This window comes from Nocardia sp. NPDC057440 (genome assembly GCF_042802915.1).
Taxonomy (GTDB): domain Bacteria; phylum Actinomycetota; class Actinomycetes; order Mycobacteriales; family Mycobacteriaceae; genus Nocardia.
This window is the reverse complement of the sequence record NZ_JBHVDF010000020.1, coordinates 41,820-67,677: the sequence shown is the minus strand read 5'-3', so window position 1 is coordinate 67,677 and position 25,858 is coordinate 41,820. Positions and strand designations below refer to the sequence as shown.

Here is a 25,858-nt window from a genome sequence, read left to right as displayed (position 1 = left end):
GGTGACTCGATCTCGTCAGGCGGGGGCCCTTGCGGTCGGCCCGTCCGGCAGCTCGGAAGTGCTCGATTCGCGGTGCTCCCTGGGCCCTTCGCGGTCACGCGAGCTACCGCCTCCGGACCCGTCGCTCGCACCGCCGCCACCGAACACGCTGCTGCCATGGACATCCTGCGCGGTCAGCGTGATCAGGTCGGTCTTGGTGAGCGGTTGCCCCAGCTCGACCAGGCGTTTGGCCTGGCGCAGCCGGCACCGATCGAGGGCGTTGCGGACGCTGCGCGCGTTGGAGAATCGCGGCCTGCGCATCCTCAACTCGACATACTCGGCGAACGCGCACCGCGCGGCCTCGTCGAAGCGAAAGTTTTCCCGCGCCACAATGATCTCGGCGATCTCCAGCAGCTCGCCATGGGTGTAGTCACTGAATTCCAGATGGTGCGCCACGCGCGAGGACAGTCCGGGATTGGCGGAGAAGAATCGGTCCATCCGATCGGCATAACCGGCGAAGATCACCACCGAACTCGCGCGTTCGTCCTCCATCTCCTGCAGCAGGATCTCGATGACCTCCTGCCCGTAGTCCCGTTCGTTCTCGGGGCGGAACAGGTAATAGGCCTCGTCGATGAACAGCACTCCCCCGGCCGCCCTGGCCAGCGCCTCTTTCGTCTTCGGCGCGGTGTGTCCGATGAACTGACCGACCAGATCGTCGCGGGTGACGGTGTGCACCTTCGGTTTCCGGATATAACCGAGGGCGTGCAGCATTTCCGCCATGCGTAGCGCGACGGTGGTCTTGCCGGTGCCGGGCCCGCCGGTGAAACTCATGTGCATGGTCGGCCGGGACGCCTGGAGCCCGAAGCGCTGACGCGCCCGATCGATCAGCAGCAGCGCCGCGATCTCCCGGACACGAAGCTTCACATTCGCCAAGCCGACCAGTTCCGCATCGAGTCTGGTCAGCACGTCCTCGACGTCGTTACCCGCGATATCGGTCGACAGGTCGAGCATCGCGGCGTCGTCGAGGAGCTCGGCGCCGGTGTCGGATGTCGCATCGGGCGGCACCGCCCGCACCGGCCGGGGATCATCGGCCCCCGGCCGGTGCAGCCGGAAACCGCCGGCCGCTCCGGAACGCTCAACCGCCATACCGCGTCCCCGGACGGTCGTTCGTGGCGTAGGAATGCAGCCCGTAGATCTGCCGCCGATCGGGCCCTTCGTTGCGGGTGAGCAGGAACCCCGGTTCATCGGCGGGCCGCTGCACGAGGAAGCTCAGCGCCGTGGTCTGCCTGCCGTAACGGGCGTCATAGGCCAGTAACCGAATGTAGTGTCGCGGAAAGGTTTTCCGGCACGCATCGATCTCGGCGAGTACGCCGTCGGGCTCGTCGAGATCGAACAGCGGCAGCCCCCACATTTCCCAATAGGCATTGCGCGGATGCGGGTCGTCGGTGTACTCGATGGACACCGGCCAGTTGTTCAGCAGTGCGTAGCGCACCTGCGCGGCGATCTCCGCATCGGAGAGTTCGGGCAGGTACGAGAATGTTCCCTGACGCAGATACATGGCATGTCCTTCATAGATTCGGCCTCAGTGGCTTGCCGTCGGCACGGCGTCGGGTGCATCGGTAGAGGTGTAGTCGAAGGTGACATCACCCCAGGTCGCCAGTGCGACATCCAGCGGACGGCAGGACTCGGCCGCCTTGCGCAGCACATCCGGTCCTTCCTTCAACAGATCGCGGCCCTCGTTGCGCGCCTTCACGATTGCCTCCAGCGCGACCCGGTTGGCTTCCGCCCCCGCCGCGATCCCGAGCGGGTGGCCGATGGTGCCGCCGCCGAACTGCAACACCACATCGTCACCGAACAGGTCGACCAGTTGATGCATCTGGCCCGCGTGGATACCACCCGAAGCCACCGGCATGACCCCCGGCAGGCTCGCCCAGTCCTGGTCGAAGAAGATCCCGTTGCCCAGGTTCGCCGGAATATGGTTCTCCCGCAACGTGTCATAGAAGCCGCGGGTGGTGGCCGGATCACCCTCCAGCTTCCCGACCACCGTCCCCGCGTGCAGATGGTCGACTCCGATCAGCCTGCACCACTTGGCCAGCACCCGGAAGCTGACACCGTGCGTCTTCTGCCGCGTGAAGGTCGAATGGCCTGCCCGGTGCAGGTGCAGCAGGAGACCGTTGCGCCGCGCCCAATGCGACATGGATTGCATGGCGGTGTAGCCGACCGTCAGGTCCATCATGATCACGATGCTGCCCAGTTCCTTGGCGAACTCCGCGCGTTCGTACATGTCCTCCATCGTCGCCGCGGTCACATTGAGATAGTGGCCCTTGATTTCGCCGGTCTCGGCCATGGCGCGATTGACACCCTCCATGGCGAACAGATAGCGATCGCGCCACCGCATGAACGGCTGCGAATTGATGTTCTCGTCGTCTTTGGTGAAATCGAGACCGCCCTTGCACGCTTCGTAGATCACCCGGCCGTAATTGCGCGCGGACAGACCCAGTTTCGGTTTCACCGTCGCACCGAGCAGCGCCCTGCCGTATTTGTTCAGATACTCGCGTTCCATGACAGTCCCGTGCGGCGGCCCCTGGAAGGTCTTGACATAGGCGACCGGAATGCGCATGTCCTCCAGCCGCAGCGCCAGCAGCGGCTTGAAGCCGAAGACATTGCCGATGATGGACGAGGTGAGATTGGTGATCGAACCTTCCTCGAACAGGTCGAGGTCATAGGCGATGTAGGCGAAGTACTCCCCCTGCCGCCCGGGCACCTCATCGATCCGATAGCACTTGGCCTGGTAGCGCGAGTGCGCGGTCAGCCGGTCGGTCCACACCACGGTCCAGGTGGCCGTGGACGATTCGCCCGCAACCGCCGCCGCGGCTTCGATCGGGTCGACACCCTGCTGGGGGGTGACCCGGAAGACGGCGAGGACATCCGTGTCCTTCGGCTCATAGTCCGGCGCGTAATACCCCATCGATGCATACGATTGGACACCCGGATCCCAGCGGTCCCGTTCGGTTTCCTCGGCCATCATTCCTCCAGATCCTGAGGGTGTGCGCCTTGCGATTTCCAGGATGACGGGGTCGACGGCGACAAACAATTTGATTGTTTCTCCGAATACTCAACGGTTTCTTCGAGTTTGGTACCGTGGAATATGGGCATGGTGAGCGCATCTCGGATGGAAACATTCCTGGCTGTGTCCCGCCAGGGCAGCATCCGCCGCGCCGCGAGCCAGCTGCACATCACCGAAGCCGCCGTCTCCGCGGCTGTCGCGCACATCGAGAAGCAACTCGGGGCGAAACTCACCACCAAATCCGGTCGCGGCATCGTGCTCACCGAGGCCGGGCGGGTCTACGCCGAGTACTGCCGCACCATCCTCGGGCTCATGAAGGAAGCACACGCGGCGGTCCGTCGCGCCGAGACCGGGCGGCTACGCATCGGAGTCGTCGCCACCGCCGGTGAATACGTGCTGCTGCGACTGCTCGCGTCGTTCCGCAACCGCTACCCCGACATCGAGCTGAGTCTGTCGGTCCATCCCCGTGATGTCCTGTTCCTCGAATTGCACCACCACGAAACAGATCTCGTCATCGCGGGGCGTCCCCCACGCGACACCGGCCTGGTCATCCGCGGTCGGCGAGCCTGCCAGCTCGTCGTGGTCGGCGCCCCCGAACACTGCACCGACCCGCTTCGCAGCACCTGGTTGCTGCGCGGCCGCGGCTCCGGCACCCGCGACGCCACACTGAACCTGCTCGACCGACTCGAAATCGCGCCGCCCACTCTCACCCTCGGCAGCCACGGCGCAGTCCTTGCCGCGGCCCGCGAGGGCCTCGGCGTCACCCTGATGCACAGCGACGCACTCGTCAGCGACCTCGAGTCCGGTCTGCTGCACGCACTTCCGGTAGACGGCACCCCACTCGACCGTCCATGGCACGCCATCACCACCCGAACCCCCACCCCCACCACTCGACTGTTCCTCGCCCACATCCTCGACTCGGCAGAGGTCGGCGCGGCCGCCTTCCACCCGACGTGAGGTCACGACATCGTTGCGGCTACAGGTCCTCGGACCGGAATCCCCAGCATTCCCCTCACCGGAATGGCCGCACAGGTGCCGAATGTGAACATGAATCCATGAGCAGACGCACATCGAACTGAAGGCGCATCTGCACGAACTGCCGTTGCCCACCCACGCGTAACAGGAATAACCCGCGCACGTCGAGCGCTCATATTTCTTCAGCTACCCGCGGGCGCATCAGCAGCGATTGACTGCACGCCCCGGGCCGCCCGGTCCGGTGATCTGGTGTCCGAACAGACTGGCAACAAAGAACATAAGTGCATCCATGATTCCAACTCCTCTCCTCTTCCAGCCGAAGTGAAGCGACGAATAGACAAGCGGCACAGAATAATGCGTCCAACCGGCTGGTTGTGACGGCCGCCTCATCCGCGATTCCCCTTCATTTGCAGAGCATTTGGTGACGACCTATCGCCACGGTTAGGAGTCCTATATCGAATCATGTTGCAGCCCATGATGTTCCGTCTCATTCGCGTATAGCATCCCCGCCGACCAGATGTAGCGCGTTCCGCCCCATCGGGCAGCCGAGGCGACGTCGGGGAAGAACCCGCGGCCATGGAGATTGGCGCTGGCATTGCACAGCACCGGTATGCCGCTGATCCGTTCGTAGGCCGAGAGGACGCGCGCGGCGGCGCTGTTCGCGGTCGGATCGATGGTTTGCAGCCGGGCTGTGCGGTCCAGATGCAGGATCGCTGGAATCACTACCATGCGCACCTCGACGTATTCGTGGATGGAAGGCAGATCACCGTTCCGGCCCTTATCGGGATCGATGATGTGGCGCGGCGCGGTTCGCCGCTGCACACCCACGACACCTCCGGCATCATCCACATCGAATCCGAGACAGACATCCCGTTCACTCTCGGGCAGTTCTTCACCGAATGGGATGAGTCACTGACGGCGACTCAGGTCGGCCCGGTCTTGTTGACGCCGTTCGAAACCGTTCGGCTCTACGTCAACGGCAAGCAGGTACCGGGCGATCCCGCGGCCTACCAGTTCTGCGCCTTCGACCAAATCGCCGTCATCGTCGGCCCTCCCGATGCCCAGCCGCACGTACCGGCGAGTGACGACTTTCCGTCCGACCTCAGTACAGCCGAATTCTGACCGATTCGAAAACGCGAGGGCGGTGGCTGCGAACAGCCGCCGCCCTCAACGCTTTTCGCGCCTATTTCGCCGTCGGCGCCTCGTCGGGGTCTACCAGGTTGCACACACAGAGCTGGACGTTATGAGCCAGGATGCCACCGAAGTAGGTGTTGCAGAACTCGAGATACCCGACCGGGTCACACTGATGCGCATGCCATGCGGAATCGACCTCGAGGTCGTCCGGGAGGTAGTTGCCCTGCATACCGCTCGCGCGATACCGCTGCAATGACGCCTGGTACCGGGCCACCCGATCGGCAATCTGTTCGTCGGTGAGCGCCGTGGAACCGGGCCAGAACAAATGGCCCCAGCGGAGGTTTTCCTCGAGGCTGGTCGTGTCGAAGTCCGCGGGTGGCACCTGGGCCAGATCCGTCGGATCCGCCTTGGGCGCGTTGATCATTGCAGTCATGTTCGTACCTCGATTCGCAACGGACATCCGCCGAAGCCGGTCGACTCCGGCATAATGTTGTTCCTGCATCAGACTCGATCTTTTCCCGACGCCAGTCAACCGCCCAATTCCCCAGTCTGGGAACCTATTTCGAACTGCCCAGTCGGTATCAGATCGATCTCGACATCGAGCATCGGTGTGGTCTACACCGCATTCCGTCGCGTGCCGTTCAGTTCAAATTCATTGCTGCGCCGAGCTATACACCCGCAACAGCAATCGAAGGAGTCGAATAGAAGCCGAAGCTATTGCCATGCAACATGATTGGCTGATCCAGGAGCGTGAGTACGCCCGGCAGGAGGCGCACCCGAGCAGACGGTTCGCGTATTCGCGGCTCGATCCGCGGCGCACCGCGCTGGTGGTGATCGACATGGTGCCGTTTCACGTCGACGGGTATCCGTACTGCCTCGGCATTGTGCCCATGAGCGGCCTGCTGGGCAGGAGCTGTGGGCGGCCGGAGCACCGTCGCCTGGGTGCTGCCGACGGCGAGCGGTCCCACTCCGGGCAACCTCGAGTTCTTCGGGCCGGAACGTGCCGCGATGTACGCCATCTATCGGTCATTCGGAGATGTGCGCCCGACGTCCGAGGTACTCGAGCTGATCGAAGCGCGAGCCGCGAATGATCGGGCGGTGAGGTCCGGGGGGCGTGCACATCCCGGACCCCACCCGATCGGCGATCCAGCGACCATAAGGTCGTCGGGTTGCGAAGCCTGCTGTGACGATTGTGGACCATAGACGACCTGAGCAGCGAGGTTCGCTGTTACAAGCCGGTGAATATCCATGTTGCGACTCAACGCGGTAGCGGTGTGGCATTCCCCGAGTCCGGCGCAGTGCTGTGCAAGACTGCCCGCATGGCCGGCGAGGACTCGCTGATATCGAACGTGTCCGACACCGCCCGTTGGGTGGCGGCGTATCGCGCTGTCGAGAGCGCGCGACCGGATGCCCTGTTTCGTGACCCGCTTGCCGATCGACTGGCGGGAGAACGTGGATATGCCATGGCGGCGGCCGCGCCATGGATTATGCGCAATGGCTGGCCGGTGGTCACTCGGACCACACTCATCGACGATCTCATCGCGACCTCGATCCAGGAGGGCTGTGATCGGGTGGTGAATCTCGCCGCCGGTCTCGATACCCGGCCCTATCGTCTGAACCTGCCCGAAGACTTCGTGTGGGTCGAGGCCGACCTGCCGAAGATGACCGCGGAAAAGGACACCACGCTGGCCACCGAGACGTCTCGCTGCACGCTCATGCGCCGCGGCGTGGATCTCGCCGACACCGATGCTCGCGCGAAGTTCCTCGACGAGGCGCTCGGTCCGCTCGGCCCGAAGGCAGCGCCCGCCACCAAAGCACTGGTGCTGACCGAGGGTTTGCTGATGTACCTCGACGAGAAGACCGTCGCCGATCTGGTCCGCGCACTGACTCGCCCCGAGATCGCCTGGTGGCTGGCCGACGGCACCGTCGGCATGAAGCGCATGCGCAGCAACGCGTCGATGTTCGAGAACGCGCCACTGCGTTTCGAACCCGCGAACGGCATCGCGTTCTTCGAGCAACTCGGCTGGCAGCCGCTCGAGGTGGAGCATCTGCTGGTGCACGCTCGCAAGCTCCGGCGGGCGCCGTGGTTCCTGCGCCTGTTCACCTACCTGCGGCAACCGGACCCGCGCACGCCCGGTCGGTACCCGTGGTCCGGAGTCGTGCGGTTGCGGCACACCCCTCAGAACTGACTGTGCTGTGAATCGAACGTCAGCACACGCCCGCCGAGAAGCACCTGTGCTCCGGCCACGAGGATTGCCGGATGTCCCGGGATCGTGCGCGTCCACTCGTGCCGGCCAGGCGACTTGACGAAGGTCCCGTTGGCCGAGCCGTGATCGACCACGAAGACGTCCCAGTTGACGAGCCGGATCTCGGCATGCGCCCGCGACATTCCGCCCGAACTGTCGGCCAGCCGGACCGGCCGCGCGCCCCGGCTCACCGCATCGGCATGCTCCGGTTCCCTGCCGAGCACGCAATCGGTGTCGAGCACGATCGAGGTGCCGTCATCGAGCAGCAGCAATCCGAGCGGCGGCCGGACACCGTCGGTCAATACGCACGTCAATTGATCCATCCGAATCCCGCAGATCGCGCAGAACGACACGCGAGGGTCGTTCAGATGATGACGAGAACACTGGAAGCCCTTGACGACAGCACCGGGCCCGACCGCACTCGCGGCGTCCGCCACAGCGCGGGCCACCACTTCCGTGGTTGGCACCAGTGTCTCTTCGAAATCCTCCTCGAACACCGGATCCGGCCGGGTACCGGGCTGCGCCCCGCTGCCCGCGACCGCACCGATGCCGGGCGCGGCAGCGCTGCCTGCCACCGCCCCTCCGGCCGCGGATATTCCTCCGGACCGCATGTCCGCGCCCGGTGCCGGATCCTCCACAGCCACCGATTCTCGCTGCGTCGGCGCAACCTCACCGGTTTCCGGCGCAATCTCCTGCCCCTCGCTCCGAGCCTCGAGCCGGCCACTCTTCCGCAGCATCGGCCGATCCGACTCCGCGACCCCCTTCGCCCCGAACCACAGCACCACCCCGCGTCCCGGCACCGTCCCCGCACCCAACTCATAGATCCCCCGCGCCGGCAACGACTCCCGATCCTCCCCACCCTCGTCCACGAACACACCGACCCCGATCACAGGCACCGGTGTCACCACCCGATCGACCGTGAATCCGGCGTCCCTGCCCTGCAACACCTCCGACTGATCCGCGCCGGCAAGCACCGCCGTCACACCGCCGTGCAGGAAGACCGCGAGCCCGGACTCGTTCGGGGTCAACACCCCGAACTCCACCGAGTCCTCATCCTCCAGACTCATCAGCCAGTTCGTGGCGAGCCGTGCAAACACCCGGCCGGTGCGTCGCTGCTCCGTGCGCGCAGCCTGGTCCACCAACCCGAGCAGCGCCGTCAATGCCTCCCCCGCAGGCGATTCCACCGTGGCGGGTGCCTCGAGACGGTGCGCGACAACGACGATCACCCCGCCGCGATTCGCCACCAGGTGCGCACCGGGCAGCACCTCCAGTTGGGAGGTCACAGAAATCGCCCGCCCTGTAGCCGCCACCGATGGAACACCAACCGCATCGGCCCGTTCACGATGAGCCAGAACACCATCCACGTCACGATGAACTGGATGAGAAACGCAACGGGCGACGGATGCAGATCCCGTGGCAGCACCAGCGTCGTGGAGTGCACGAGAAACCACATCAGCGCCCCCTCATTGACAATGGTGACGAATCCGAACAACGTGGGCCAGTCCTTCTCCCACCGGAACTGCTGCAGAAAATGGTAGAGCAATTCCCACAGCACTCCGATGAGAACGGTGGCGAGCAGCACCGACAGCGTCACCCGATAGGTCTGTCCCAGCGGCTGCGAGCCAGTCGGCAGCACTGGCGTGATCACGAGGGCGACGATGAATCCGATAGTGCCGAGTGCGAGAAGACGGGTCTGGATTCGCCCGTTCAGTGTAGGAAGCATGGCGTCAAATCTTCTTGTTCGTGACCCACAACCACCACTGATGAGTCGACCGCAGCGGACCCATCCTGCGGCAGAATCCCACGGCGGCAAGATCGTCCGCGATCTCCTGCGCGGCGATCTGCAGACCGAGGAAGGTATCGACCCCGACGAACGGCCCACCCAGCGTCGCGGAACCCGATGCATACACGCGTCCGGTGCCGCTTCGGGTGCCGATGAGCTCGAAAGTCGTTTCGACATCTAGTCTGCCGACCGGATTGCGACCGGCCCCGGCATGATCGAGCAGATCCGCCAGCACCCGATGCTCCCGGATATCGGCCTCCAACCCGGTGCAGTCGATGATGTAGTCCACCGTCGTATCGAACGGCCGAGTCGGCGGCGGGAAGGGCAGCGGAGCCTTCGGATCCGGGTCGACGGTGGTGACCACGCCCGGCCGCCCGCGCGCGGGCCGCAGGTCACGCGCGGTCCCGGCCATCACCTGATACCAACCTTCTTTCCGGCCGCGCCGCAGCTGCTCCTGCCACGAGTCCCTGATCGGCGTATTGGTGCCGCTGAACTCCCTATAGGCGCGGGCGCGTTCTTCCCCTTGCAGTGCGCGCATCTTCGCCTTCAGTTGCCCACCCCACACCGATTTCGGATAGTTGAAACCCTGATACGCCCAACCGTCGCCGCCGCGGCGTCTACTGAAGACATTCGGTCCGTGCGCACCGGCGATGTACGTGCGGAACAAGTGCAGGATCCGAGTGTTCAACCGAAACTTGTCGCGGTCGTCGATCAACCGCTGCAATACCCGGCTGGCCACGATGCCGCTGCCTCTGATCATCACCGAGCCTGCCTTGCGCTGCAATGCCTGATAAACGTGCTCGTGCGGCTCGTAGGCATTCACAACCCGCGTCGGATCGCGATATTTCTCCCGATATTGCTGCAGATCCGGCAGCAGCTTCAGACCCGGATATCCCACCCCCACGTGGACATAGTTGCTGCGAAAGGCAATGCGTTTGGTCGGCGTCCGGCCTTCGGGCGGTGTCAGGATGGTGAAATAGCCGCCGCCATTGCGTTTACGCACCATGCGAACATGCCCTTTATGCAAGGAGCTCGCATAGTCGATGCGATGGAATTCGCGCTCCATCGCCACGAACGCCTGCCCGGCCTTCGGCGTGTAGTAGTTGGCGAAGATCGGCTCGACGAACACATTCCAGAGCGGTTTGATCGATGTGTCCGCGATGGCCTCACGGACCGCGTACGAGGGAAATCCCCACATATTGTCCGGCGTCGAACTGGAGTCGCTGCGCAGCCGTTCGCCACGCGGAATCTGCGAGACACGGGTGAGGTACTCGTAGGACGACCACGGCACCTGCTGCGGGCCGAGCACGGCCATCGATGCGGCGGGCACCCCGTAGATCCGGAGCGCGTCGTAGGTGACGAACGAGCCGATCCCACTCCCGATGGTCACGAACGGCACGTCGATCACCGGGATCCCGGCGGCGCCGACCATGTCGTCGGTCCAGATGTCGGTATCGACGAGGGCCTGGGTGATATCTCCCCGCATGCGTTCGGACACTACCGGCGAGAACTTATGAAACCCTTGCGATTCGCAACCTCTCGCGACGCGCGAAGCAATCTGGGCGAACCTGCCACGGCGAGTGCCCTCGCGGACGTACCATCCCCTCCGTGGCCGACACGATTCGTTCCACCCCTCTGCGGGTCCTGGTGTACAGCAACGACGCCGATACTCGGCGCCAGGTGATGCTGGCGCTGGGCAAACACCCGCACCCCGAGCTACCCGGCCTGGAGTTCCTCGAAGTCGCCACCGCACCGGTGGTGATCGACCAGATGGACGCAGGCGGTATCGACCTGGCCATCCTGGACGGCGAGGCGGCGCCCGCGGGCGGGCTCGGCATCGCCAAGCAGCTCAAGGACGAGATCGACCGGTGCCCACCGGTTCTCGTGCTCACCGGCCGCCCCGACGACGCCTGGCTGGCCAGTTGGTCGCGCGCAGAGGCCGCCGTCGCGCACCCGATCGATCCGATCCGGCTGACCGAGGCGGTCGTCGCTCTGCTGCGCAAGCGCACCGCGGCCTGACTCGAACCACATCTCCGTAGTCCCGGCATCCGCCGGGACTCTTTTATGCATCCCGTATTCCGGCATCCGTCGAAATGGCGCGCAAAGCCCGTCATCGCGGTGCCCGATTGTCACGTGACGACATCTCGATTACCCCCGTGTCAGTCATAAATAGCAGTCGCGAATTCGATCAAACTCCGCCCCGAAACCGGGCTCACCCAGGCGTGCCAGTTGTAGTGTGTGCCCTAGCTCACATGAGCGCGGGCGCGGTATGAGACCCGCATCAGCAGGTCTCACTACCCACCGAACCCGCGCCCACCCGACACGCTGACTCCAGCTCGCAGGAGGGGAAGTGCAGTAGTGAATATCGAAATGCCGACGCTTGTGCTCGGCGCGATCGGCGCTGCGTTCGCGGTCTTTTCCATAGTGATGGCCGCCCTTGTCGGCCCGAAGCGCTACAACCGGGCCAAACTCGAGGCCTACGAGTGCGGCATCGAGCCGACTCCGCACGCCGTCGCCGGCGGTCCTGGAAGCATTACCGGACAACGCTTTCCGGTGAAGTACTACCTCACCGCGATGCTATTCATCATTTTCGACATCGAGATCGTGTTCCTCTACCCGTGGGCTGTCCACTTCGATGCGCTCGGTCTCTTCGGTCTTGCCGCGATGGCGCTGTTCATCGTCAACGTCTCTGTCGCCTACGCCTACGAATGGCGTCGCGGCGGCCTCAGTTGGGACTGATACCGCGCGGTCGTACGCACGCCGTCATGTCGACACAGTGGAAGTGAGAAGTAGTCCAACATGGGTCTCGAAGAAAAACTGCCCAGCGGCTTTCTGCTGAGCACGGTCGAGGATTTCGCCGGCTATCTGCGCAAGGGTTCCCTCTGGCCCGCCACCTTCGGTCTCGCCTGCTGCGCGATCGAGATGATGGCCACCGGCGCCGGCCGTTTCGACATCGCTCGCTTCGGCATGGAAGCCTTCCGCGCTTCCCCGCGACAGGCCGATCTGATGATCGTCGCAGGACGGGTCAGCCAGAAGATGGCACCGGTGTTGCGTCAGGTCTACGACCAGATGACCGAGCCGAAATGGGTCCTCGCGATGGGCGTCTGCGCATCCTCCGGCGGCATGTTCAACAACTACGCCATCGTGCAGGGCGTCGACCATGTCGTTCCCGTCGACATCTACCTCCCCGGCTGCCCGCCGCGGCCGGAGATGCTGCTGAACGCGATTCTCGCACTGCACGCAAAGATTCAGGAGATGCCGCTGGGCGTCAATCGCGACGAGGCGGTCCGCGCCGCCGAGCAGGCCGCGCTGGCATCGACGCCGACCATCCGGATGGAGGGTCTGCTGCGATGACCTTCGACTCCCCGGACAACACCGGAACACCTTCATCGGAGGAACTCGCGCAGGCCGCGACGGCCGGGCCGGAAGGCACTGCCCCCGAGGAAGAGTCGGCCGCATCGGGCGCCGAGGTGATCGGCGTGCGCCGTGGCATGTTCGGTGTCAGCGGCACCGGCGATACCTCCGGCTACGGCCAGCTGGTCCAGCCGGTCACCCTGCCGGGCAGCACCCCGCCACCCTACGGCGGTTACTTCGACGAGGTAGTCGACGCGTTGCGCGCCGCGCTCACCGCCGCGGGCGTCGGCTTCGAGACCGCGATCGAGAAGATCGTCGTGTTCCGCGGCGAGCTCACCGTGCACGTGCGCCGCGAACACCTCCCCACCGTCGCGCTCACGCTGCGCAACGACGCCGCACTGCGCTTCGAACTCTGCCTCGGCGTCAGCGGCGTGCACTACCCGGACGACGAGGGCCGCGAACTGCACGCGGTCTACCCGCTCATGTCGATCACGCACAACCGCAGGCTGCGCATCGAGGTGTCCGTGCCGGACGCCGACCCGCACATCCCATCGCTGTACAGCGTGTACCCGACCACCGACTGGCACGAGCGGGAGACCTACGACTTCTTCGGCATCCTCTTCGACGGTCACCCCTCGCTGACCCGCATCACCATGCCAGACGACTGGCGCGGCCACCCCCAGCGCAAGGACTACCCGCTCGGCGGGATCCCGGTCGAGTACAAGGGCGCGCGTATCCCGCCGCCCGACGAGCGGAGGACGTACAGCTAATGAATGAAACAGACATTCGGCCCGACGTCGCAGATGACGCCGGGCATGAGTCGGCTGCGGGGGCAGAGCCCACCGTGGTCACGGTCGCGGGACAGGACTGGGGCCAGGTCGCCGAAGCGCTCGACGGCGCGGGTGAAGAACGCATCGTCGTCAATATGGGTCCGCAGCACCCGTCCACGCACGGCGTGCTGCGCCTCATTCTCGAGATCGAGGGCGAGACGGTCACCGAGGCGCGCTGCGGAATCGGGTACCTGCACACCGGAATCGAGAAGAATCTCGAATTCCGGAACTGGACCCAGGGCGTCACCTTCGTCACCAGGATGGACTACCTGTCGCCGTTCTTCAACGAGACGGCGTACTGCCTCGGCGTGGAGAAGCTGCTCGACATCACCGAGCAGATCCCCGAGCGGGCCACCGTCATCCGGGTCATGCTGATGGAGCTCAACCGCATCTCCTCGCACCTGGTCGCACTGGCCACCGGTGGCATGGAATTGGGCGCGCTGACCCCGATGCTGTTCGGTTTCCGTGAACGCGAACTGATCCTGGACGTCTTCGAGACCATCACCGGCCTGCGCATGAACCACGCCTACGTTCGACCGGGCGGTCTCATCCAGGACCTGCCGGACAACGGTGTCGCGAAGGTCCGCGAGCTGCTCGAGCTGATGCCGAAACGGCTGCGGGACATGGAGAAACTGCTCACCGCCAACCCGATCTGGAAGGCACGCACCCAGAACATCGGCTACCTGGATCTCACCGGCTGCATGGCGCTCGGCATCACCGGCCCGGTGCTGCGCTCGACCGGTTTGCCGCACGATCTGCGCAAGTCGCAGCCCTACTGCGGCTACGAGACCTACGAATTCGACATTCCCACCACCACCGGCTGCGACTGCTACGGCCGCTACGTGATCCGGGTGGAGGAGATGAAGGAATCGCTCAAGATCGTCGAACAGTGCCTCGACCGGCTGCGCCCCGGTCCGGTGATGGTGGACGACAAGAAGATCGCCTGGCCCGCCGACCTCTCGATCGGCAAGGACGGACTCGGCAACTCCCCCAAGCACATCGGCAAAATCATGGGCACATCCATGGAAGGACTGATCCACCACTTCAAACTCGTCACCGAGGGCATCCGGGTGCCGGCGGGACAGGTGTACACGGCCGTCGAGTCGCCGCGCGGCGAACTGGGCGTGCACATGGTCAGCGACGGCGGCACCCGGCCCTTCCGCGTGCACTATCGCGACCCCTCGTTCACAAATCTGCAAGCGGTGGCGGCGATGTGTGAGGGCGGCATGCTCGCCGACGTCATCGCGGCCGTCGCCAGTATCGATCCCGTTATGGGCGGAGTGGACCGATGACCGAGATTCTGCTGAAACTGACCACGCGACCAGAGCCGTACCCGGTCTATGTGCGCGAGCGTCTCGAGGTCGACGCCAAGGAAATCATCGGCCGTTACCCGCACCCCCGGTCGGCGCTGCTGCCATTGCTGCACCTGGTGCAGGCCGAAGAGGGCTATGTCACCGGCACCGGCATCGAATTCTGCGCCGACCAGCTCGGACTGACCGGCGCCGAGGTGACCGCGGTGGCCACCTTCTATTCGATGTACCGGCGCACACCGACCGGCGACTACCACGTCGGGGTCTGCACCAACACGCTGTGCGCGGTGATGGGTGGCGACGCCATTCTCGCGACACTGCAGCAGCATCTCGGCATCCAGCACGGCGAGACCACCCAGGACGGTGCGATCACGCTCGAGCACGTCGAGTGCAACGCGGCGTGCGATTTCGCGCCGGTCGTCATGGTCAATTGGGAGTTCTTCGACAACCAGACGCCGGAATCAGCTCAGGCACTGGTGGATTCGCTACGCGCGGGCGAGCAGGTGACCCCGACCCGCGGGGCGCCGCTGTGCACGTTCAAGCAGACCGCACGCATCCTCGCCGGATTCCCCGACCAGCGACCCGGCGTGCTCGACGGCGCGGCGGGCGAGGCCACCCTGGCCGGTCTGCGGGTCGCTCAGGAACACAACATGAATCCGCCTGCGCCGCAACCGAATATGGAGGGCGCCTGATATGACGTTGACTCCGGTTCTCACCCGCTACTGGGACGACCCCGAATCGTGGACGATGGACACCTACCATCGCCACGACGGCTACCGAGCGCTGCGCAAAGCCCTGCGGATGGACCCCGATCAGGTCATCCAGACCGTCAAGGACGCGGGTCTGCGCGGCCGCGGCGGCGCGGGGTTCCCGACCGGCATGAAGTGGAGCTTCATTCCGCAGGGTCCAGGCCCCGACGGCACCAGCAAGCCGCATTACCTGGTTGTCAATGCCGACGAGTCGGAACCCGGCACCTGCAAGGACATTCCGCTCATGCTGGCCACTCCGCACACGCTGATCGAGGGCGTGATCATCGCCGCCTACGCCATCCGCGCGGCGCACGCCTTCATCTATGTGCGCGGTGAGGTGGTGCCGGTGCTGCGTCGCCTGCAAGCCGCGGTGGCCCAGGCCTACGAGGCCGGGTACCTCGGCCGCAATATCCTCGGCACCGGCTACGACCTCGAGCTGATCGTGCACGCCGGTGCGGGCGCCTACATCTGCGGCGAGGAAACCGCGCTGCTGGATTCGCTGGAAGGCCGCCGCGGCCAGCCCCGCCTGCGACCGCCGTTCCCCGCCGTCGCCGGGCTCTACGCCTGCCCGACCGTGGTGAACAACGTCGAATCCATTGCCAGTGTGCCGCCGATCATCCTCAACGGCACGGCCTGGTTCCGGTCCATGGGCACCGAGAAATCACCAGGCTTCACGCTGTACTCCCTGTCGGGCCACGTCGCCCGGCCCGGCCAGTACGAAGCGCCGCTCGGCATCACGCTGCGGGAACTGCTCGATTACGCAGGCGGTGTGCGCGCCGGGCATCGGGTGAAGTTCTGGACGCCGGGCGGCTCGTCGACACCGTTGTTCACCGACGAGCACCTCGATGTGCCGCTGGACTACGAGGGCGTCGCGGGCGCCGGTTCCATGCTGGGCACCAAGGCGTTGCAGATCTTCGACGACACCACCTGCGTCGTGCGTGCCGTCCTACGCTGGACCGAGTTCTACGCGCACGAATCCTGCGGCAAGTGCACACCCTGCCGCGAGGGCACCTACTGGCTCGTCCAGTTGTTGAAGCGCATCGAGGCGGGCCGCGGCACCGAATCCGATCTGGACAAGCTGCTCGATATCAGCGACACCATCAACGGCAAGTCGTTCTGCGCCCTCGGTGACGGCGCGGCCAGCCCGATCATCTCCTCCCTGAAGTTCTTCCGCGAGGAGTTCATCGACCATCTGCGCCTCGACGGCTGTCCGTTCGATCCCGCGCGCACCACTGCCTGGGCCGAAGGAGTCCGATGAGTACAGCATCGCGTAACGATTCGATGGGGAGTGGCGGACGAGTGACGGGTGGGCGCGCCACTGTTGATGCCAACACCAGCGGGCTCGTCCCCGCCGATCTGGTGACCGTGACCATCGACGACACCACCGTCAGCGTGCCCGCGGGCACGCTGGTGATCCGGGCCGCCGAACTGATCGGCACCCAGATCCCCCGCTTCTGCGACCACCCGCTGCTCGACCCGGTCGGTGCCTGCAGGCAGTGCATCGTCGAGGTGGAGGGTCAGCGCAAGCCGGTCGCCTCCTGCACCATGGCCGTCACCGACGGCATGGTGGTGCGCACCCAGCTCACCTCCGCCGTCGCCGACAAGGCGCAAGAGGGCGTGATGGAGCTGCTGCTCATCAACCATCCTCTCGACTGCCCGGTCTGCGACAAAGGCGGCGAATGCCCGCTGCAGAACCAGGCGATGTCCAGCGGTCGGCCCGAAACCCGGTTCGACGGCGTGAAACGCACCTACCCCAAGCCGATACCGCTGTCCACGGCGGTGCTGCTGGACCGGGAACGCTGCGTGCTCTGTGCCCGCTGCACGCGGTTCTCCCAGCAGGTTGCCGGTGACCCCTTCATCGAGCTCATGGATCGTGGTGCCCTGCAACAGGTCGGCATCGCGCAGGCCGAGCCGCTCGATTCGTATTTCTCCGGCAACACCGTGCAGATCTGCCCGGTCGGCGCGCTCACCGGCACCAGCTACCGGTTCCGCGCGCGTCCGTTCGACCTGGTGTCGAGTCCGAGCGTCTGCGAGCATTGCGCGTCGGGTTGCGCGCAGCGCACCGACCATCGCCGCGGCAAGGTGCTTCGCCGGCTGGCGGGCGATGATCCCCAGGTCAACGAGGAATGGAACTGCGACAAGGGTCGCTGGGCTTTCGCGTATGCCACCGAACGCGACCGGCTGACCACACCCATGGTGCGCGGCTGGGACGGCAAGCTCGCGCCTGCCTCGTGGTCGGAGGCACTCGCCGCCGCCGCGGAAGGTTTGGCCGCCGCGCACGGCAGCGCGGGCGTGCTGGTCGGCGGCCGCGTCACCGAAGAAGACGCCTACGCCTACGCGAAATTCGCGCGAGTTGCCCTCGGCACCAACGACATCGACTTCCGCAACCGCGTGCATTCGGTCGAAGAAGCCGATTTCCTTGCCGCCCGCATCGCGGGGCAGGGTGTCACCGTCGACTACGACAGCCTGGAGAAGGCGCCGATCGTCCTGCTCGCCGGTTTCGAGCCGGAGGAGGAATCACCGATCGTCTATCTGCGGCTGCGCAAGGCCGCACGCAAGCGCGGGCTGCCGGTCTACTCGTTGGCCGCCTACGCCTCACGTGGCCTCGACCGCATGTCCGGCACCCTGCTGCAGGCGATGCCCGGCGCGGAGCCGCACCTGCTCGACACGCTGCGTACCGGTGAAATCGCCACCGCGGAAGTCTATTCCGCACAGTTGACCGAGGCGTCGCGGCTGCTGCGCCAACCGGGCGCGGTGATCATGGTCGGCGAGCGGCTCGCCGGAATCCCCGGCGCGCTCTCGGCAGCGGTCCGACTCGCCGATGAAACCGGCGCCGCCTTGGCCTGGGTGCCGCGGCGGGCGGGCGAACGCGGTGCGGTGGAGGCGGGCGCACTGCCCGGCCTGCTCCCGGGCGGTAGGCCCGTCGTGGATCCTCGTGCTCGCCAACAGGTTCGGACCATCTGGAACGTACCCGACCTGCCGGTGACCGTCGGCCGCGACACCGCCGCGATCCTGGAGGCCGCGTCCACCCTCGGCGCTCTGGTCATCGGCGGCGTCGATCTCGCCGATCTGCCGGACCCGCAGGCCGCGCTCGCCGCCGTCGACGCCGCCCGCTTCGTGGTCAGCCTGGAACTGCGCCACAGTGTTATCACCGACCGCGCCGATGTCGTGTTCCCCGTGGCCTCGGCGATGGAGAAGTCCGGCACCTTCCGCACCTGGGAGGGCCGGGCGCGGCAATTCGACGCAGCGCTGCACGACTCCGCCGTGCGGCGTACGGCGGCTCCCCTCTCGGATCAGCGCGTCATCCAGGCGATCGCGGATGAGATGCACGTGCCGCTCGGACTGCCCGATGTCAACGCGGCCCGTGCCGAACTCGCCGAACTCGGCGCGTGGGACGGTCCGCCCATCGCGCCGCCCGCGCATCGCGCACACCCGATCACCCGGCCCGAACCGGGCACCGCTGTCCTCGCGGGCTGGCGAATGCTGTTGGACCAGGGCCGGATGCAGGACGGGGAGCCGAACCTGGCAGGTATCGCACGCCCGCCGGTGGTGCGACTCTCGCAGGCAACAGCCACCGAAATCGGTGCCGCCGAAGACGATCCGATCAGCGTCGTGACCGAGCGCGGCACCATCACACTGCCGCTGATGATCACCGACCTGCCCGACCGGGTGGTCTGGCTGCCGCTGAATTCGCCGGGAAGTTCGGTCTTCGAACAACTCGCCACCCAACCGGGCGGCGTGGTTCATCTGCGACGTGCGGACGAGAGGATGAAGGAACACCGTCATGAGTGATCTGGCTCTGCTCGTCGCGACATCCACGGGGCCCTCCGTGGCTACGCACGCTGCCGCCTACGGGCCTGACGCGTTCGCCCTCTTCGGTCACGACCCGCTGTGGCTCGTGCTCGCAAAGTCCCTCGCCATCTTCGGCTTCCTGCTGCTCACCCCGTTGATGGCGGTGTATCTGGAACGAAAGATCGTGGCCTGGATGCAGATGCGGGTCGGCCCGAACCGGGTCGGCCCCAAGGGCACGCTGCAGGCCATCGCCGACGGCGTGAAAATGGCGCTCAAGGAAGACATCATCCCGACGATCGTGGACAAGCCGATCTTCATCATGGCGCCGATCATTTCGGTGATCCCCGCCGTGATGGCGTTCGCGGTGATCCCGTTCGGGCCGGAGGTGTCGATCCTGGGACATCGCACCGCGCTGCAGCTGACCGATATGCCGGTCGCCGTGCTCTACATCCTCGCGATCACCTCGATCGGCGTCTACGGCATCGTGCTCGCCGGGTGGTCGTCCGGCTCCACCTACCCGCTGCTGGGCGGCCTGCGCTCGACCGCGCAGGTGATCTCCTACGAGATCGCGATGGCACTGTGCTTCGCGACGGTGTTCCTGCTCGGCGGCACCATGGCCACCTCGGGCATCGTCAAGGCGCAGGAGGGCACCTGGTACGTCTTCCTGCTGCTGCCGTCGTTCCTGATCTATTGCGTCTCGATGGTCGGCGAGACCAATCGGGCGCCGTTCGACCTGCCCGAGGCCGAGGGCGAGCTCGTCGGCGGTTTCCACACCGAGTACTCCTCGCTCAAGTTCGCGATGTTCATGCTCGCCGAATACATCAACATGGCAACGGTTTCCGCACTGGCGACCACGCTGTTCCTCGGCGGCTGGCACGCACCGTGGCCGCTGAACATGTGGGACGGCGCCAATTCCGGCTGGTGGCCGGTGCTCTGGTTCACCCTCAAGGTGTGGACGTTCCTGTTCGTGTTCATCTGGCTGCGCGGCACGCTGCCGCGGCTGCGCTACGACCAGTTCATGAACCTCGGCTGGAAGCTGCTGATTCCGGCGTCGCTGCTGTGGGTGATGCTGGTGGCGACCGCTCGAGTGTTGGAGGCCGAGGGCTATCACGTCCAGACGCCCGCGTTGGTCATCGGCGGGCTGATCATCTCCGTGCTGATGGTGGGCATGTTCCTGCGGGCCGGACGCGCGGACGGCATGCCGCCGCCGGTGGCGGAACCGAGTCCCGAGGCATCCGGCGCGGGCGGGTCCACGGTGTTCCTCGGTTTCCCGACACCGCCCATGCCCGATCCCGCGCTGACGCATCCCATGCCGAAACCCGGTCTGTTCGCACCGCTTGCCGGATTCGTCGTCACCGCATCGACCATGTTCAAGAAGGCCAACACCGAGTTCTATCCGGAGCAGAAGGTGCCGACCGCGCCGCGCTATCACGGTCGCCACCAGCTCAACCGGCATCCGGACGGACTCGAGAAGTGCATCGGCTGCGAACTGTGCGCCTGGGCCTGTCCCGCCGACGCCATCTATGTCGAGGGCGCGGACAACACTGAGGAGCAGCGCTTCTCGCCGGGTGAGCGCTACGGCCAGGTCTATCAGATCAACTACCTGCGCTGCATCGGCTGCGGTCTGTGCATCGAAGCGTGCCCGACACGGGCGCTGACGATGACCAACGAATACGAGATGACCGACGACAATCGCGCCGATCTGATCTACGAGAAGGACCAGCTGCTCGCCCCACTGCAGCCGGGCATGACCGCGCCACCCCACGCCATGTATCCCGGCGCCGACGAAGGCGACTACTACCGGGGCAACGTGCCCGGTGGCACCGCCGAGGCGGAACCCACTCCCCCGAGGCTGCCCGCCACCGCGGGCGCGGAAGGAGGCGCGCTGTGAACGCATTGATCCTGGCCGCCGAGCCACTGACCCGAGCCTCCACCGGTGAGGCTGTCAGTTTCTGGATCCTCGCCCCGCTGGCCGTGATCGGCGCACTCGGCATGGTCTTCGCACCCAAGGCAGTGCATTCGGCGCTGTGCCTCGCCTCGACGATGATCGCGCTCGCGGTCATGTACATCGCCCAGGACGCCCTGTTCCTCGGCGTGGTGCAGATCGTCGTCTACACCGGCGCGGTGATGATGTTGTTCCTCTTCGTGCTCATGCTGGTCGGCGTCGATTCCGCCGAGTCGCTGCGGGAAACCATTCGCGGGCAACGGCTTTCCGCCGCCGCGGTCGGCCTCGGCTTCGGTCTGCTGCTGGTCAGCGGTATCGCCAACGGCATCCGAAACTCCGGAATCACCTACCCGGCCACCGGATTCGCAGGTCGTGACGTGATCGGCGAGCTCGCCGAGCTGATCTTCATCCGCTACGTGTGGGCCTTCGAGCTCACCGGTGCACTGCTCATCGCCGCCACCATCGGCGCGATGGTGCTCGCGCACCGCGAGCAGTTCGGCCAGCGGCTCGGCCAGCGCGAGATGTCGCAACGCCGGTTCCGCAGCCAAGGTGACCCGCTGCATCCCACGCGCCGCGCCACCCCGCTGCCCACACCCGGCGTCTACGCCAGGCACAACGCGGTCGACATCCCGGCCAGACTGCCGGACGGGTCCTTCGAGGAATTGTCGGTCAGCACCATCCTGCGGCACCGCCGCACCAGGGCGCTCACCGAAGCGGCCGTCATCTCGGTCGGCTCGACGAGCACACCCGACGGGACCGAAAACCACGCGCCCGCCGACGATTCCCCACAGAGCTGACGAGGAAGGCATACGGTGAACCCCCAGAACTACCTGTTCCTGTCCGCGCTGTTGTTCACGATCGGCGCCGCGGGAGTCCTCTTGCGGCGCAACGCCATCGTCGTGTTCATGTGCATCGAGTTGATGCTCAACGCGGTGAATCTCGCCTTCGTCACCTTCGCCAGGCTGCATGCCAATCTGGATGGCCAGGTGTTCGCTTTCTTCACCATGGTGGTCGCCGCGGCCGAGGTCGTCGTCGGCCTGGCCATCATCATGACCATCTTCCGCGCCCGCCGCTCGACCTCGGTCGACGACGCCAACCTGCTGAAGTTCTGACATGGACGAGATGACAACTCTCGGGCTGCTGCCCGCGCTGCCGCTGGCAGGCGCCGTCCTCCTGCTGCTCGGCGGGAAGTACACCAACAAATGGGGTCACCTGCTCGGCACGGTCGCGGCGCTCGCGTCGTTCGTGGTCGCCGGGATGGCATTCTTCAGCATGCTCGACCGCGACAACGCCGAACGAGCCATCCACCAGGACTTGTTCAGCTGGGTGCCGGTGCCGGGACTCGAGGTCGACTTCGGCCTCCAATTGGACCAGCTGTCCATCTGTTTCGCACTGCTGATCACCGGAGTCGGATCCCTGATCCACATCTACTCCATCGGCTATATGAGCCACGATCCGGCGCGACGACGGTTCTTCGCTTATCTCAACCTGTTCCTCGCGGCGATGCTGCTGCTGGTGCTGGCGAACAACTATCTCGTGCTCTATCTCGGCTGGGAAGGCGTCGGCCTCGCGTCCTATCTGCTGATCGGGTTCTGGCACGAAAAGCCGTCCGCCGCGACAGCGGCCAAAAAAGCCTTCGTGGTCAACCGGGTCGGCGATATGGGCCTGGCGATCGCCATGTTCACCATGTTCACTACCTTCGGGTCGATCAACTTCACCGACGTGTTCGGCGCAGCGTCCGCCGCCAGCGAGGGAAAGCTCACGGCGATCGGATTGCTGCTGCTGCTGGCCGCGTGTGGCAAGTCCGCGCAGGTGCCGCTGCAGTCCTGGCTCGGTGACGCGATGGAGGGCCCGACCCCGGTGTCGGCGCTCATCCACGCGGCAACCATGGTCACCGCGGGCGTATACCTGATCGCCCGGTCCGGCCCGATCTTCGACCTGGCGCCCAATGCCCGGCTCGGGGTGGTGCTCGTCGGCGCGGTGACGCTGTTGTTCGGTGCGATCGTCGGTTGCGCGAAAGACGACATCAAGAAGGCGCTCGCCGCCAGCACCATGAGCCAGATCGGCTATATGGTGCTGGCCGCAGGGCTCGGTCCGGCCGGCTACGCGGTCGCCATCATGCATCTGCTCACCCACGGCTTCTTCAAGGCCGGACTGTTCCTCGGTGCGGGTTCGGTGATGCACGCGATGGACGAGGAGACCGACATGCGCCGCTACGGCGGACTGCGCACGTTGCTGCCGGTCACCTACATCACCTTCGGGCTCGGCTATCTCGCCATCATCGGGGTGCCGCCGTTCGCCGGGTTCTTCTCCAAGGACCGCATTATCGAAGCAGCGTTCAACCAGGGCGGCATGAGCGGTTTCGCGCTCGGCGCCGTCACGCTGCTGGGCGCCGGACTGACCGCGTTCTACATGACGCGAGTGATGCTGATGACCTTCTTCGGCGAACGCCGCTGGAAACCCGACACCCACCCGCACGAGTCACCCGCGGTGATGACGGGACCGATGATCCTGCTCGCCGTCGGATCGGTGGCCGCGGGCGGACTGTTCGTCCTCGGATCGTCGCTGCAGAACTGGCTGGAACCCGTTGTCGGAGCACACCACGGTGAAGAGGCCGTTCCCGCCGCGGTCATCACCGCGTTCGCGCTGATCGTCGTCGCTGTGGGCGTCGCGTTCGCCTACTACCAGTACGCCCAGCGTGAAATCCCCGAGACCGCACCGGAACCGGTGAGCGCGCTGACCGTCGCGGCTCGCAAGGATCTCTACGGCGACGCGTTCAACGAGGGCGTGTTCATGCGGCCGGGCGCCTACCTGACCCGGGTCCTCGTCTTCCTCGACAACCGCGGCATCGACGGGATCGTCAACGGCACTGCCGCACTGATCGGCGGCCTCTCCGGCCGCATCCGGCGCGTCCAGTCCGGATTCGTACGCTCCTATGCCCTGTCCATGTTCACCGGCGCGGCCCTGGTGGCCGCCGCCCTGCTGGCGGTGAGGATCTGGTGACCGATTTTCCCTGGTTGACCTTGCTGTGGGCGTTGCCCGCAGTCGGCTCTGTTGCGGTGCTCCTGCTGCCCGCCGCTCAACGCACACTGGCCCGCTGCCTGGCCCTGTGCCTCTCGATCGCGGTGCTGGTGATCGGCATCGTGTTGGCGGTGCGCTTCGATCCCGGTGGGGCGCAATATCAGTTCGTCGAGGACCACGAGTGGATTCCGGCCTTCGGCGCCGGATACACCGTGGGACTCGACGGGATCGCGCTGGTACTCGTACTGCTCACCACGGCGCTGGTGCCGCTGCTGATCCTCGCGGGCTGGAACGACGAGCGCGAGGTCGGCAGCGGCCGCCGCGTCGTGCACACCTACGTCGCGCTCAGCCTCATGGTCGAGGCGATGGTGTTGATTTCCTTCGTCTCGCTCGACATCCTGCTGTTCTACGTATTCTTCGAGGCCATGCTCATCCCGATGTACTTCCTCATCGGCGGCTTCGGACCGCGCAGTGCGGATGTGCAGCTGCGCCAGCAGCGGTCGCGGGCGGCGGTGAAGTTCCTGCTCTACAACCTGTTCGGTGGGCTGATCATGCTGGCCGCGGTGATCGGACTGTATGTGCTCACCGCGCGAGAAGGGCTCGGCGCGGGCTCGGCGGGCACCTTCGACTTCCGCACCGTGGTCACCGCGGCCAACGCCGGCCAGCTCGGCGCCGGTCCCGCCGTGCTCAACGCCCTGTTCCTCGGATTCATGTTCGCGTTCGCGGTGAAGGCCCCGCTGTGGCCGCTGCACACCTGGCTGCCCGATGCTGCGGTCGCGGCGACGCCGTCGAGTGCGGTGCTGATGATGGCGGTGGTCGACAAGGTCGGCACCTTCGGCATGCTGCGCTACTGCCTGATGCTGTTCCCGGATGCCTCGGGTACGTATGCGCCACTGGTGATCACTCTCGCGGTCATCGGCATCATCTACGGCGCGCTACTGGCCGTCGGCCAGACCGACGTGATGCGGCTGATCGCTTACACCTCGATCTCGCACTTCGGATTCATCATTCTCGGCATCTTCGCGATGACGAGCCAGGGACAAACCGGCGCGACCCTCTACATGGTCAACCACGGCATTTCGACCGCCGCGCTGTTCCTGATCGCCGGATTCCTGGTGTCGCGCAGGGGTACCCGGGTCATCGCCGAATTCGGCGGGGTGCAGAAAGTCGCACCCGTGCTCGCGGGCACCTTCTTCATCGCCGGTCTCGCCACGCTGTCGCTGCCCGGCCTCGCCCCGTTCGTCAGCGAATTCCTGGTCCTGGCGGGCACGTTCAGCCGCTACCAGGTCGCCGCCGTCATCGCGACCGGCGCACTCGTGCTCGCCGCGCTGTATGTGCTGTGGCTCTACCAACGCATGATGACCGGCCCGGTGAAGGAAGGCAACGAGCGCCTCTACGATCTGGTGCCCCGCGAACTCGCCGTGGTAGTACCACTGATCGCCGCGCTGCTGTTCCTCGGCGTCTACCCGAAACCGCTGCTGGACTTCATCAATCCGGCGGTCGGGCAGACGCTGACCACCATCGGCCGTCACGACCCCGCTCCCTCGGTGCCGTCGCTGCCCGAAGCGGGGGCGACCGGGCACACCGGAGGTGAGCACAAGTGAGCGCCGCCGAGCGTCAACCGGACCGCCTCAGTACCGGCCGTGGCGCGCACTTCGGTGCCGTCAGGCAGG

At 65.7% G+C, this 25,858-nt stretch carries 24 protein-coding genes and 1 pseudogene; 17 read left to right on the top strand and 8 right to left on the bottom strand.

Features of this window, described 5'->3' with window-relative positions; all coding sequences use genetic code 11:
• Window positions 1-15: 15 nt before the first annotated feature.
• From ACFU4Z_RS31275 to ACFU4Z_RS31265, 3 genes are read right to left on the bottom strand one after another with little or no spacing between them, the layout of a single operon-like run.
• Complete coding sequence (locus tag ACFU4Z_RS31275; protein ID WP_379070250.1) at window positions 16-1,125, bottom strand: AAA family ATPase; 1,110 nt, start codon at window positions 1,123-1,125, stop codon at window positions 16-18.
• A complete protein-coding gene (locus ACFU4Z_RS31270) occupies window positions 1,115-1,537 on the bottom strand; it encodes a ribulose bisphosphate carboxylase small subunit (RefSeq protein ID WP_379070247.1) in 423 nt (140 codons plus the stop codon). The genes ACFU4Z_RS31275 and ACFU4Z_RS31270 overlap by 11 nt, the downstream gene beginning before the upstream one ends.
• A gap of 24 nt (window positions 1,538-1,561) precedes the next feature.
• Window positions 1,562-3,004, bottom strand: coding sequence for a form I ribulose bisphosphate carboxylase large subunit (locus ACFU4Z_RS31265; RefSeq protein ID WP_379070426.1), 1,443 nt, complete (start codon window positions 3,002-3,004; stop codon window positions 1,562-1,564).
• Between the two features lie 129 nt (window positions 3,005-3,133).
• On the opposite strand from ACFU4Z_RS31265, the gene ACFU4Z_RS31260 reads away from it, so the two are divergent.
• Window positions 3,134-4,003 (top strand): LysR family transcriptional regulator, encoded by an 870-nt coding sequence (locus ACFU4Z_RS31260; protein WP_379070244.1) that lies wholly within the window; start codon window positions 3,134-3,136, stop codon window positions 4,001-4,003.
• A 468-nt stretch (window positions 4,004-4,471) separates the two neighbouring features.
• Here ACFU4Z_RS31260 and ACFU4Z_RS31255 read toward each other — a convergent pair whose 3' ends face one another.
• Window positions 4,472-4,843, bottom strand: a complete 372-nt coding sequence (locus tag ACFU4Z_RS31255; RefSeq protein ID WP_379070242.1) for a carbamoyltransferase C-terminal domain-containing protein — start codon at window positions 4,841-4,843, stop codon at window positions 4,472-4,474.
• Between ACFU4Z_RS31255 and ACFU4Z_RS31250 the strand changes: the two genes are divergently transcribed.
• Window positions 4,817-5,143: a hypothetical protein gene (locus tag ACFU4Z_RS31250; protein ID WP_379070239.1), complete on the top strand. Its 327-nt coding sequence runs from the start codon at window positions 4,817-4,819 to the stop codon at window positions 5,141-5,143. The genes ACFU4Z_RS31255 and ACFU4Z_RS31250 overlap by 27 nt on opposite strands.
• A gap of 61 nt (window positions 5,144-5,204) precedes the next feature.
• Here ACFU4Z_RS31250 and ACFU4Z_RS31245 read toward each other — a convergent pair whose 3' ends face one another.
• Complete coding sequence (locus ACFU4Z_RS31245; RefSeq protein WP_379070236.1) at window positions 5,205-5,588, bottom strand: hypothetical protein; 384 nt, start codon at window positions 5,586-5,588, stop codon at window positions 5,205-5,207.
• Between the two features lie 886 nt (window positions 5,589-6,474).
• On the opposite strand from ACFU4Z_RS31245, the gene ACFU4Z_RS31240 reads away from it, so the two are divergent.
• The gene (locus ACFU4Z_RS31240) at window positions 6,475-7,344 is read left to right on the top strand and encodes a class I SAM-dependent methyltransferase (RefSeq protein WP_379070233.1); all 870 of its coding nucleotides are present in this window, start codon (window positions 6,475-6,477) and stop codon (window positions 7,342-7,344) included.
• Here the strand turns inward: ACFU4Z_RS31240 and ACFU4Z_RS31235 are convergent.
• Genes ACFU4Z_RS31235 through ACFU4Z_RS31225 form a run of 3 tightly spaced genes read right to left on the bottom strand, consistent with a single transcriptional unit; the run spans window position 7,335 to window position 10,670 of the window.
• On the bottom strand, window positions 7,335-8,684 hold the full coding sequence (locus ACFU4Z_RS31235; protein WP_379070231.1) for an FHA domain-containing protein: 1,350 nt from the start codon (window positions 8,682-8,684) through the stop codon (window positions 7,335-7,337). The two genes, ACFU4Z_RS31240 and ACFU4Z_RS31235, sit on opposite strands and share 10 nt — an antisense overlap.
• Window positions 8,681-9,124, bottom strand: coding sequence for a hypothetical protein (locus ACFU4Z_RS31230; RefSeq protein ID WP_379070228.1), 444 nt, complete (start codon window positions 9,122-9,124; stop codon window positions 8,681-8,683). The genes ACFU4Z_RS31235 and ACFU4Z_RS31230 overlap by 4 nt, the downstream gene beginning before the upstream one ends.
• 4 nt (window positions 9,125-9,128) lie before the next feature.
• Window positions 9,129-10,670, bottom strand: coding sequence for a hypothetical protein (locus ACFU4Z_RS31225; RefSeq protein ID WP_379070226.1), 1,542 nt, complete (start codon window positions 10,668-10,670; stop codon window positions 9,129-9,131).
• Between the two features lie 197 nt (window positions 10,671-10,867).
• Here ACFU4Z_RS31225 and ACFU4Z_RS31220 point away from each other — a divergent pair, with 197 nt between their 5' ends.
• From ACFU4Z_RS31220 to ACFU4Z_RS31155, 14 genes and pseudogenes are all read left to right on the top strand, one after another.
• A complete protein-coding gene (locus tag ACFU4Z_RS31220; RefSeq protein WP_379070423.1) occupies window positions 10,868-11,203 on the top strand; it encodes a hypothetical protein in 336 nt (111 codons plus the stop codon).
• A gap of 351 nt (window positions 11,204-11,554) precedes the next feature.
• On the top strand, window positions 11,555-11,923 hold the full coding sequence (locus ACFU4Z_RS31215; RefSeq protein ID WP_379070420.1) for an NADH-quinone oxidoreductase subunit A: 369 nt from the start codon (window positions 11,555-11,557) through the stop codon (window positions 11,921-11,923).
• A gap of 60 nt (window positions 11,924-11,983) precedes the next feature.
• The gene (locus ACFU4Z_RS31210) at window positions 11,984-12,538 is read left to right on the top strand and encodes an NADH-quinone oxidoreductase subunit B family protein (protein WP_328402372.1); all 555 of its coding nucleotides are present in this window, start codon (window positions 11,984-11,986) and stop codon (window positions 12,536-12,538) included.
• Window positions 12,535-13,308, top strand: coding sequence for an NADH-quinone oxidoreductase subunit C (locus ACFU4Z_RS31205; protein ID WP_379070224.1), 774 nt, complete (start codon window positions 12,535-12,537; stop codon window positions 13,306-13,308). The genes ACFU4Z_RS31210 and ACFU4Z_RS31205 overlap by 4 nt, the downstream gene beginning before the upstream one ends.
• On the top strand, window positions 13,308-14,660 hold the full coding sequence (nuoD, locus tag ACFU4Z_RS31200; protein WP_379070221.1) for an NADH dehydrogenase (quinone) subunit D: 1,353 nt from the start codon (window positions 13,308-13,310) through the stop codon (window positions 14,658-14,660). The genes ACFU4Z_RS31205 and nuoD overlap by 1 nt, the downstream gene beginning before the upstream one ends.
• Window positions 14,657-15,370: an NADH-quinone oxidoreductase subunit NuoE gene (nuoE, locus tag ACFU4Z_RS31195; protein WP_379070219.1), complete on the top strand. Its 714-nt coding sequence runs from the start codon at window positions 14,657-14,659 to the stop codon at window positions 15,368-15,370. Before nuoD ends, nuoE begins: the two co-directional genes overlap by 4 nt.
• 1 nt (window position 15,371) lies before the next feature.
• Window positions 15,372-16,685 carry an NADH-quinone oxidoreductase subunit NuoF gene (gene nuoF / locus ACFU4Z_RS31190; RefSeq protein WP_379070217.1) on the top strand — a complete coding sequence of 438 codons (1,314 nt, stop codon included), beginning with the start codon at window positions 15,372-15,374 and terminating at the stop codon, window positions 16,683-16,685.
• 23 nt (window positions 16,686-16,708) lie between these two features.
• The gene (locus tag ACFU4Z_RS31185; RefSeq protein WP_379070418.1) at window positions 16,709-19,219 is read left to right on the top strand and encodes an NADH-quinone oxidoreductase subunit G; all 2,511 of its coding nucleotides are present in this window, start codon (window positions 16,709-16,711) and stop codon (window positions 19,217-19,219) included.
• Window positions 19,212-20,519 (top strand): annotated as a pseudogene (gene nuoH / locus ACFU4Z_RS31180) (NADH-quinone oxidoreductase subunit NuoH); the annotation flags it as partial. The gene ACFU4Z_RS31185 and the pseudogene nuoH, both read left to right, overlap by 8 nt.
• Window positions 20,502-21,110, top strand: a complete 609-nt coding sequence (gene nuoI, locus ACFU4Z_RS31175) for an NADH-quinone oxidoreductase subunit NuoI (RefSeq protein ID WP_379070415.1) — start codon at window positions 20,502-20,504, stop codon at window positions 21,108-21,110. The pseudogene nuoH and the gene nuoI, both read left to right, overlap by 18 nt.
• A complete protein-coding gene (locus ACFU4Z_RS31170; protein WP_379070215.1) occupies window positions 21,107-21,961 on the top strand; it encodes an NADH-quinone oxidoreductase subunit J in 855 nt (284 codons plus the stop codon). The genes nuoI and ACFU4Z_RS31170 overlap by 4 nt, the downstream gene beginning before the upstream one ends.
• 15 nt (window positions 21,962-21,976) lie before the next feature.
• Window positions 21,977-22,276 carry an NADH-quinone oxidoreductase subunit NuoK gene (nuoK, locus tag ACFU4Z_RS31165; protein WP_107656630.1) on the top strand — a complete coding sequence of 100 codons (300 nt, stop codon included), beginning with the start codon at window positions 21,977-21,979 and terminating at the stop codon, window positions 22,274-22,276.
• A gap of 1 nt (window position 22,277) precedes the next feature.
• Window positions 22,278-24,167 (top strand): NADH-quinone oxidoreductase subunit L, encoded by a 1,890-nt coding sequence (gene nuoL / locus ACFU4Z_RS31160; protein WP_379070212.1) that lies wholly within the window; start codon window positions 22,278-22,280, stop codon window positions 24,165-24,167.
• Window positions 24,164-25,789, top strand: a complete 1,626-nt coding sequence (locus ACFU4Z_RS31155) for an NADH-quinone oxidoreductase subunit M (RefSeq protein ID WP_379070209.1) — start codon at window positions 24,164-24,166, stop codon at window positions 25,787-25,789. Before nuoL ends, ACFU4Z_RS31155 begins: the two co-directional genes overlap by 4 nt.
• The last annotated feature ends 69 nt before the right edge of the window (window positions 25,790-25,858 follow it).

Coding starts and splice junctions, on each gene's coding strand:
- ACFU4Z_RS31185 (WP_379070418.1), top strand. CDS start 16,709: ATGGGGAGTGGCGGACGAGTGACGGGTGGGCGCGCCACTGTTGATGCC.
- ACFU4Z_RS31270 (WP_379070247.1), bottom strand. CDS start 1,537: ATGTATCTGCGTCAGGGAACATTCTCGTACCTGCCCGAACTCTCCGAT.
- ACFU4Z_RS31205 (WP_379070224.1), top strand. CDS start 12,535: ATGACCTTCGACTCCCCGGACAACACCGGAACACCTTCATCGGAGGAA.
- ACFU4Z_RS31230 (WP_379070228.1), bottom strand. CDS start 9,124: ATGCTTCCTACACTGAACGGGCGAATCCAGACCCGTCTTCTCGCACTC.
- nuoD (WP_379070221.1), top strand. CDS start 13,308: ATGAATGAAACAGACATTCGGCCCGACGTCGCAGATGACGCCGGGCAT.
- nuoL (WP_379070212.1), top strand. CDS start 22,278: ATGGACGAGATGACAACTCTCGGGCTGCTGCCCGCGCTGCCGCTGGCA.
- ACFU4Z_RS31210 (WP_328402372.1), top strand. CDS start 11,984: ATGGGTCTCGAAGAAAAACTGCCCAGCGGCTTTCTGCTGAGCACGGTC.
- ACFU4Z_RS31220 (WP_379070423.1), top strand. CDS start 10,868: ATGCTGGCGCTGGGCAAACACCCGCACCCCGAGCTACCCGGCCTGGAG.
- ACFU4Z_RS31260 (WP_379070244.1), top strand. CDS start 3,134: ATGGTGAGCGCATCTCGGATGGAAACATTCCTGGCTGTGTCCCGCCAG.
- nuoE (WP_379070219.1), top strand. CDS start 14,657: ATGACCGAGATTCTGCTGAAACTGACCACGCGACCAGAGCCGTACCCG.
- ACFU4Z_RS31265 (WP_379070426.1), bottom strand. CDS start 3,004: ATGGCCGAGGAAACCGAACGGGACCGCTGGGATCCGGGTGTCCAATCG.
- nuoI (WP_379070415.1), top strand. CDS start 20,502: ATGCCCGATCCCGCGCTGACGCATCCCATGCCGAAACCCGGTCTGTTC.
- ACFU4Z_RS31245 (WP_379070236.1), bottom strand. CDS start 5,588: ATGACTGCAATGATCAACGCGCCCAAGGCGGATCCGACGGATCTGGCC.
- ACFU4Z_RS31225 (WP_379070226.1), bottom strand. CDS start 10,670: ATGCGGGGAGATATCACCCAGGCCCTCGTCGATACCGACATCTGGACC.
- ACFU4Z_RS31215 (WP_379070420.1), top strand. CDS start 11,555: ATGCCGACGCTTGTGCTCGGCGCGATCGGCGCTGCGTTCGCGGTCTTT.
- ACFU4Z_RS31240 (WP_379070233.1), top strand. CDS start 6,475: ATGGCCGGCGAGGACTCGCTGATATCGAACGTGTCCGACACCGCCCGT.
- ACFU4Z_RS31275 (WP_379070250.1), bottom strand. CDS start 1,125: ATGGCGGTTGAGCGTTCCGGAGCGGCCGGCGGTTTCCGGCTGCACCGG.
- nuoF (WP_379070217.1), top strand. CDS start 15,372: ATGACGTTGACTCCGGTTCTCACCCGCTACTGGGACGACCCCGAATCG.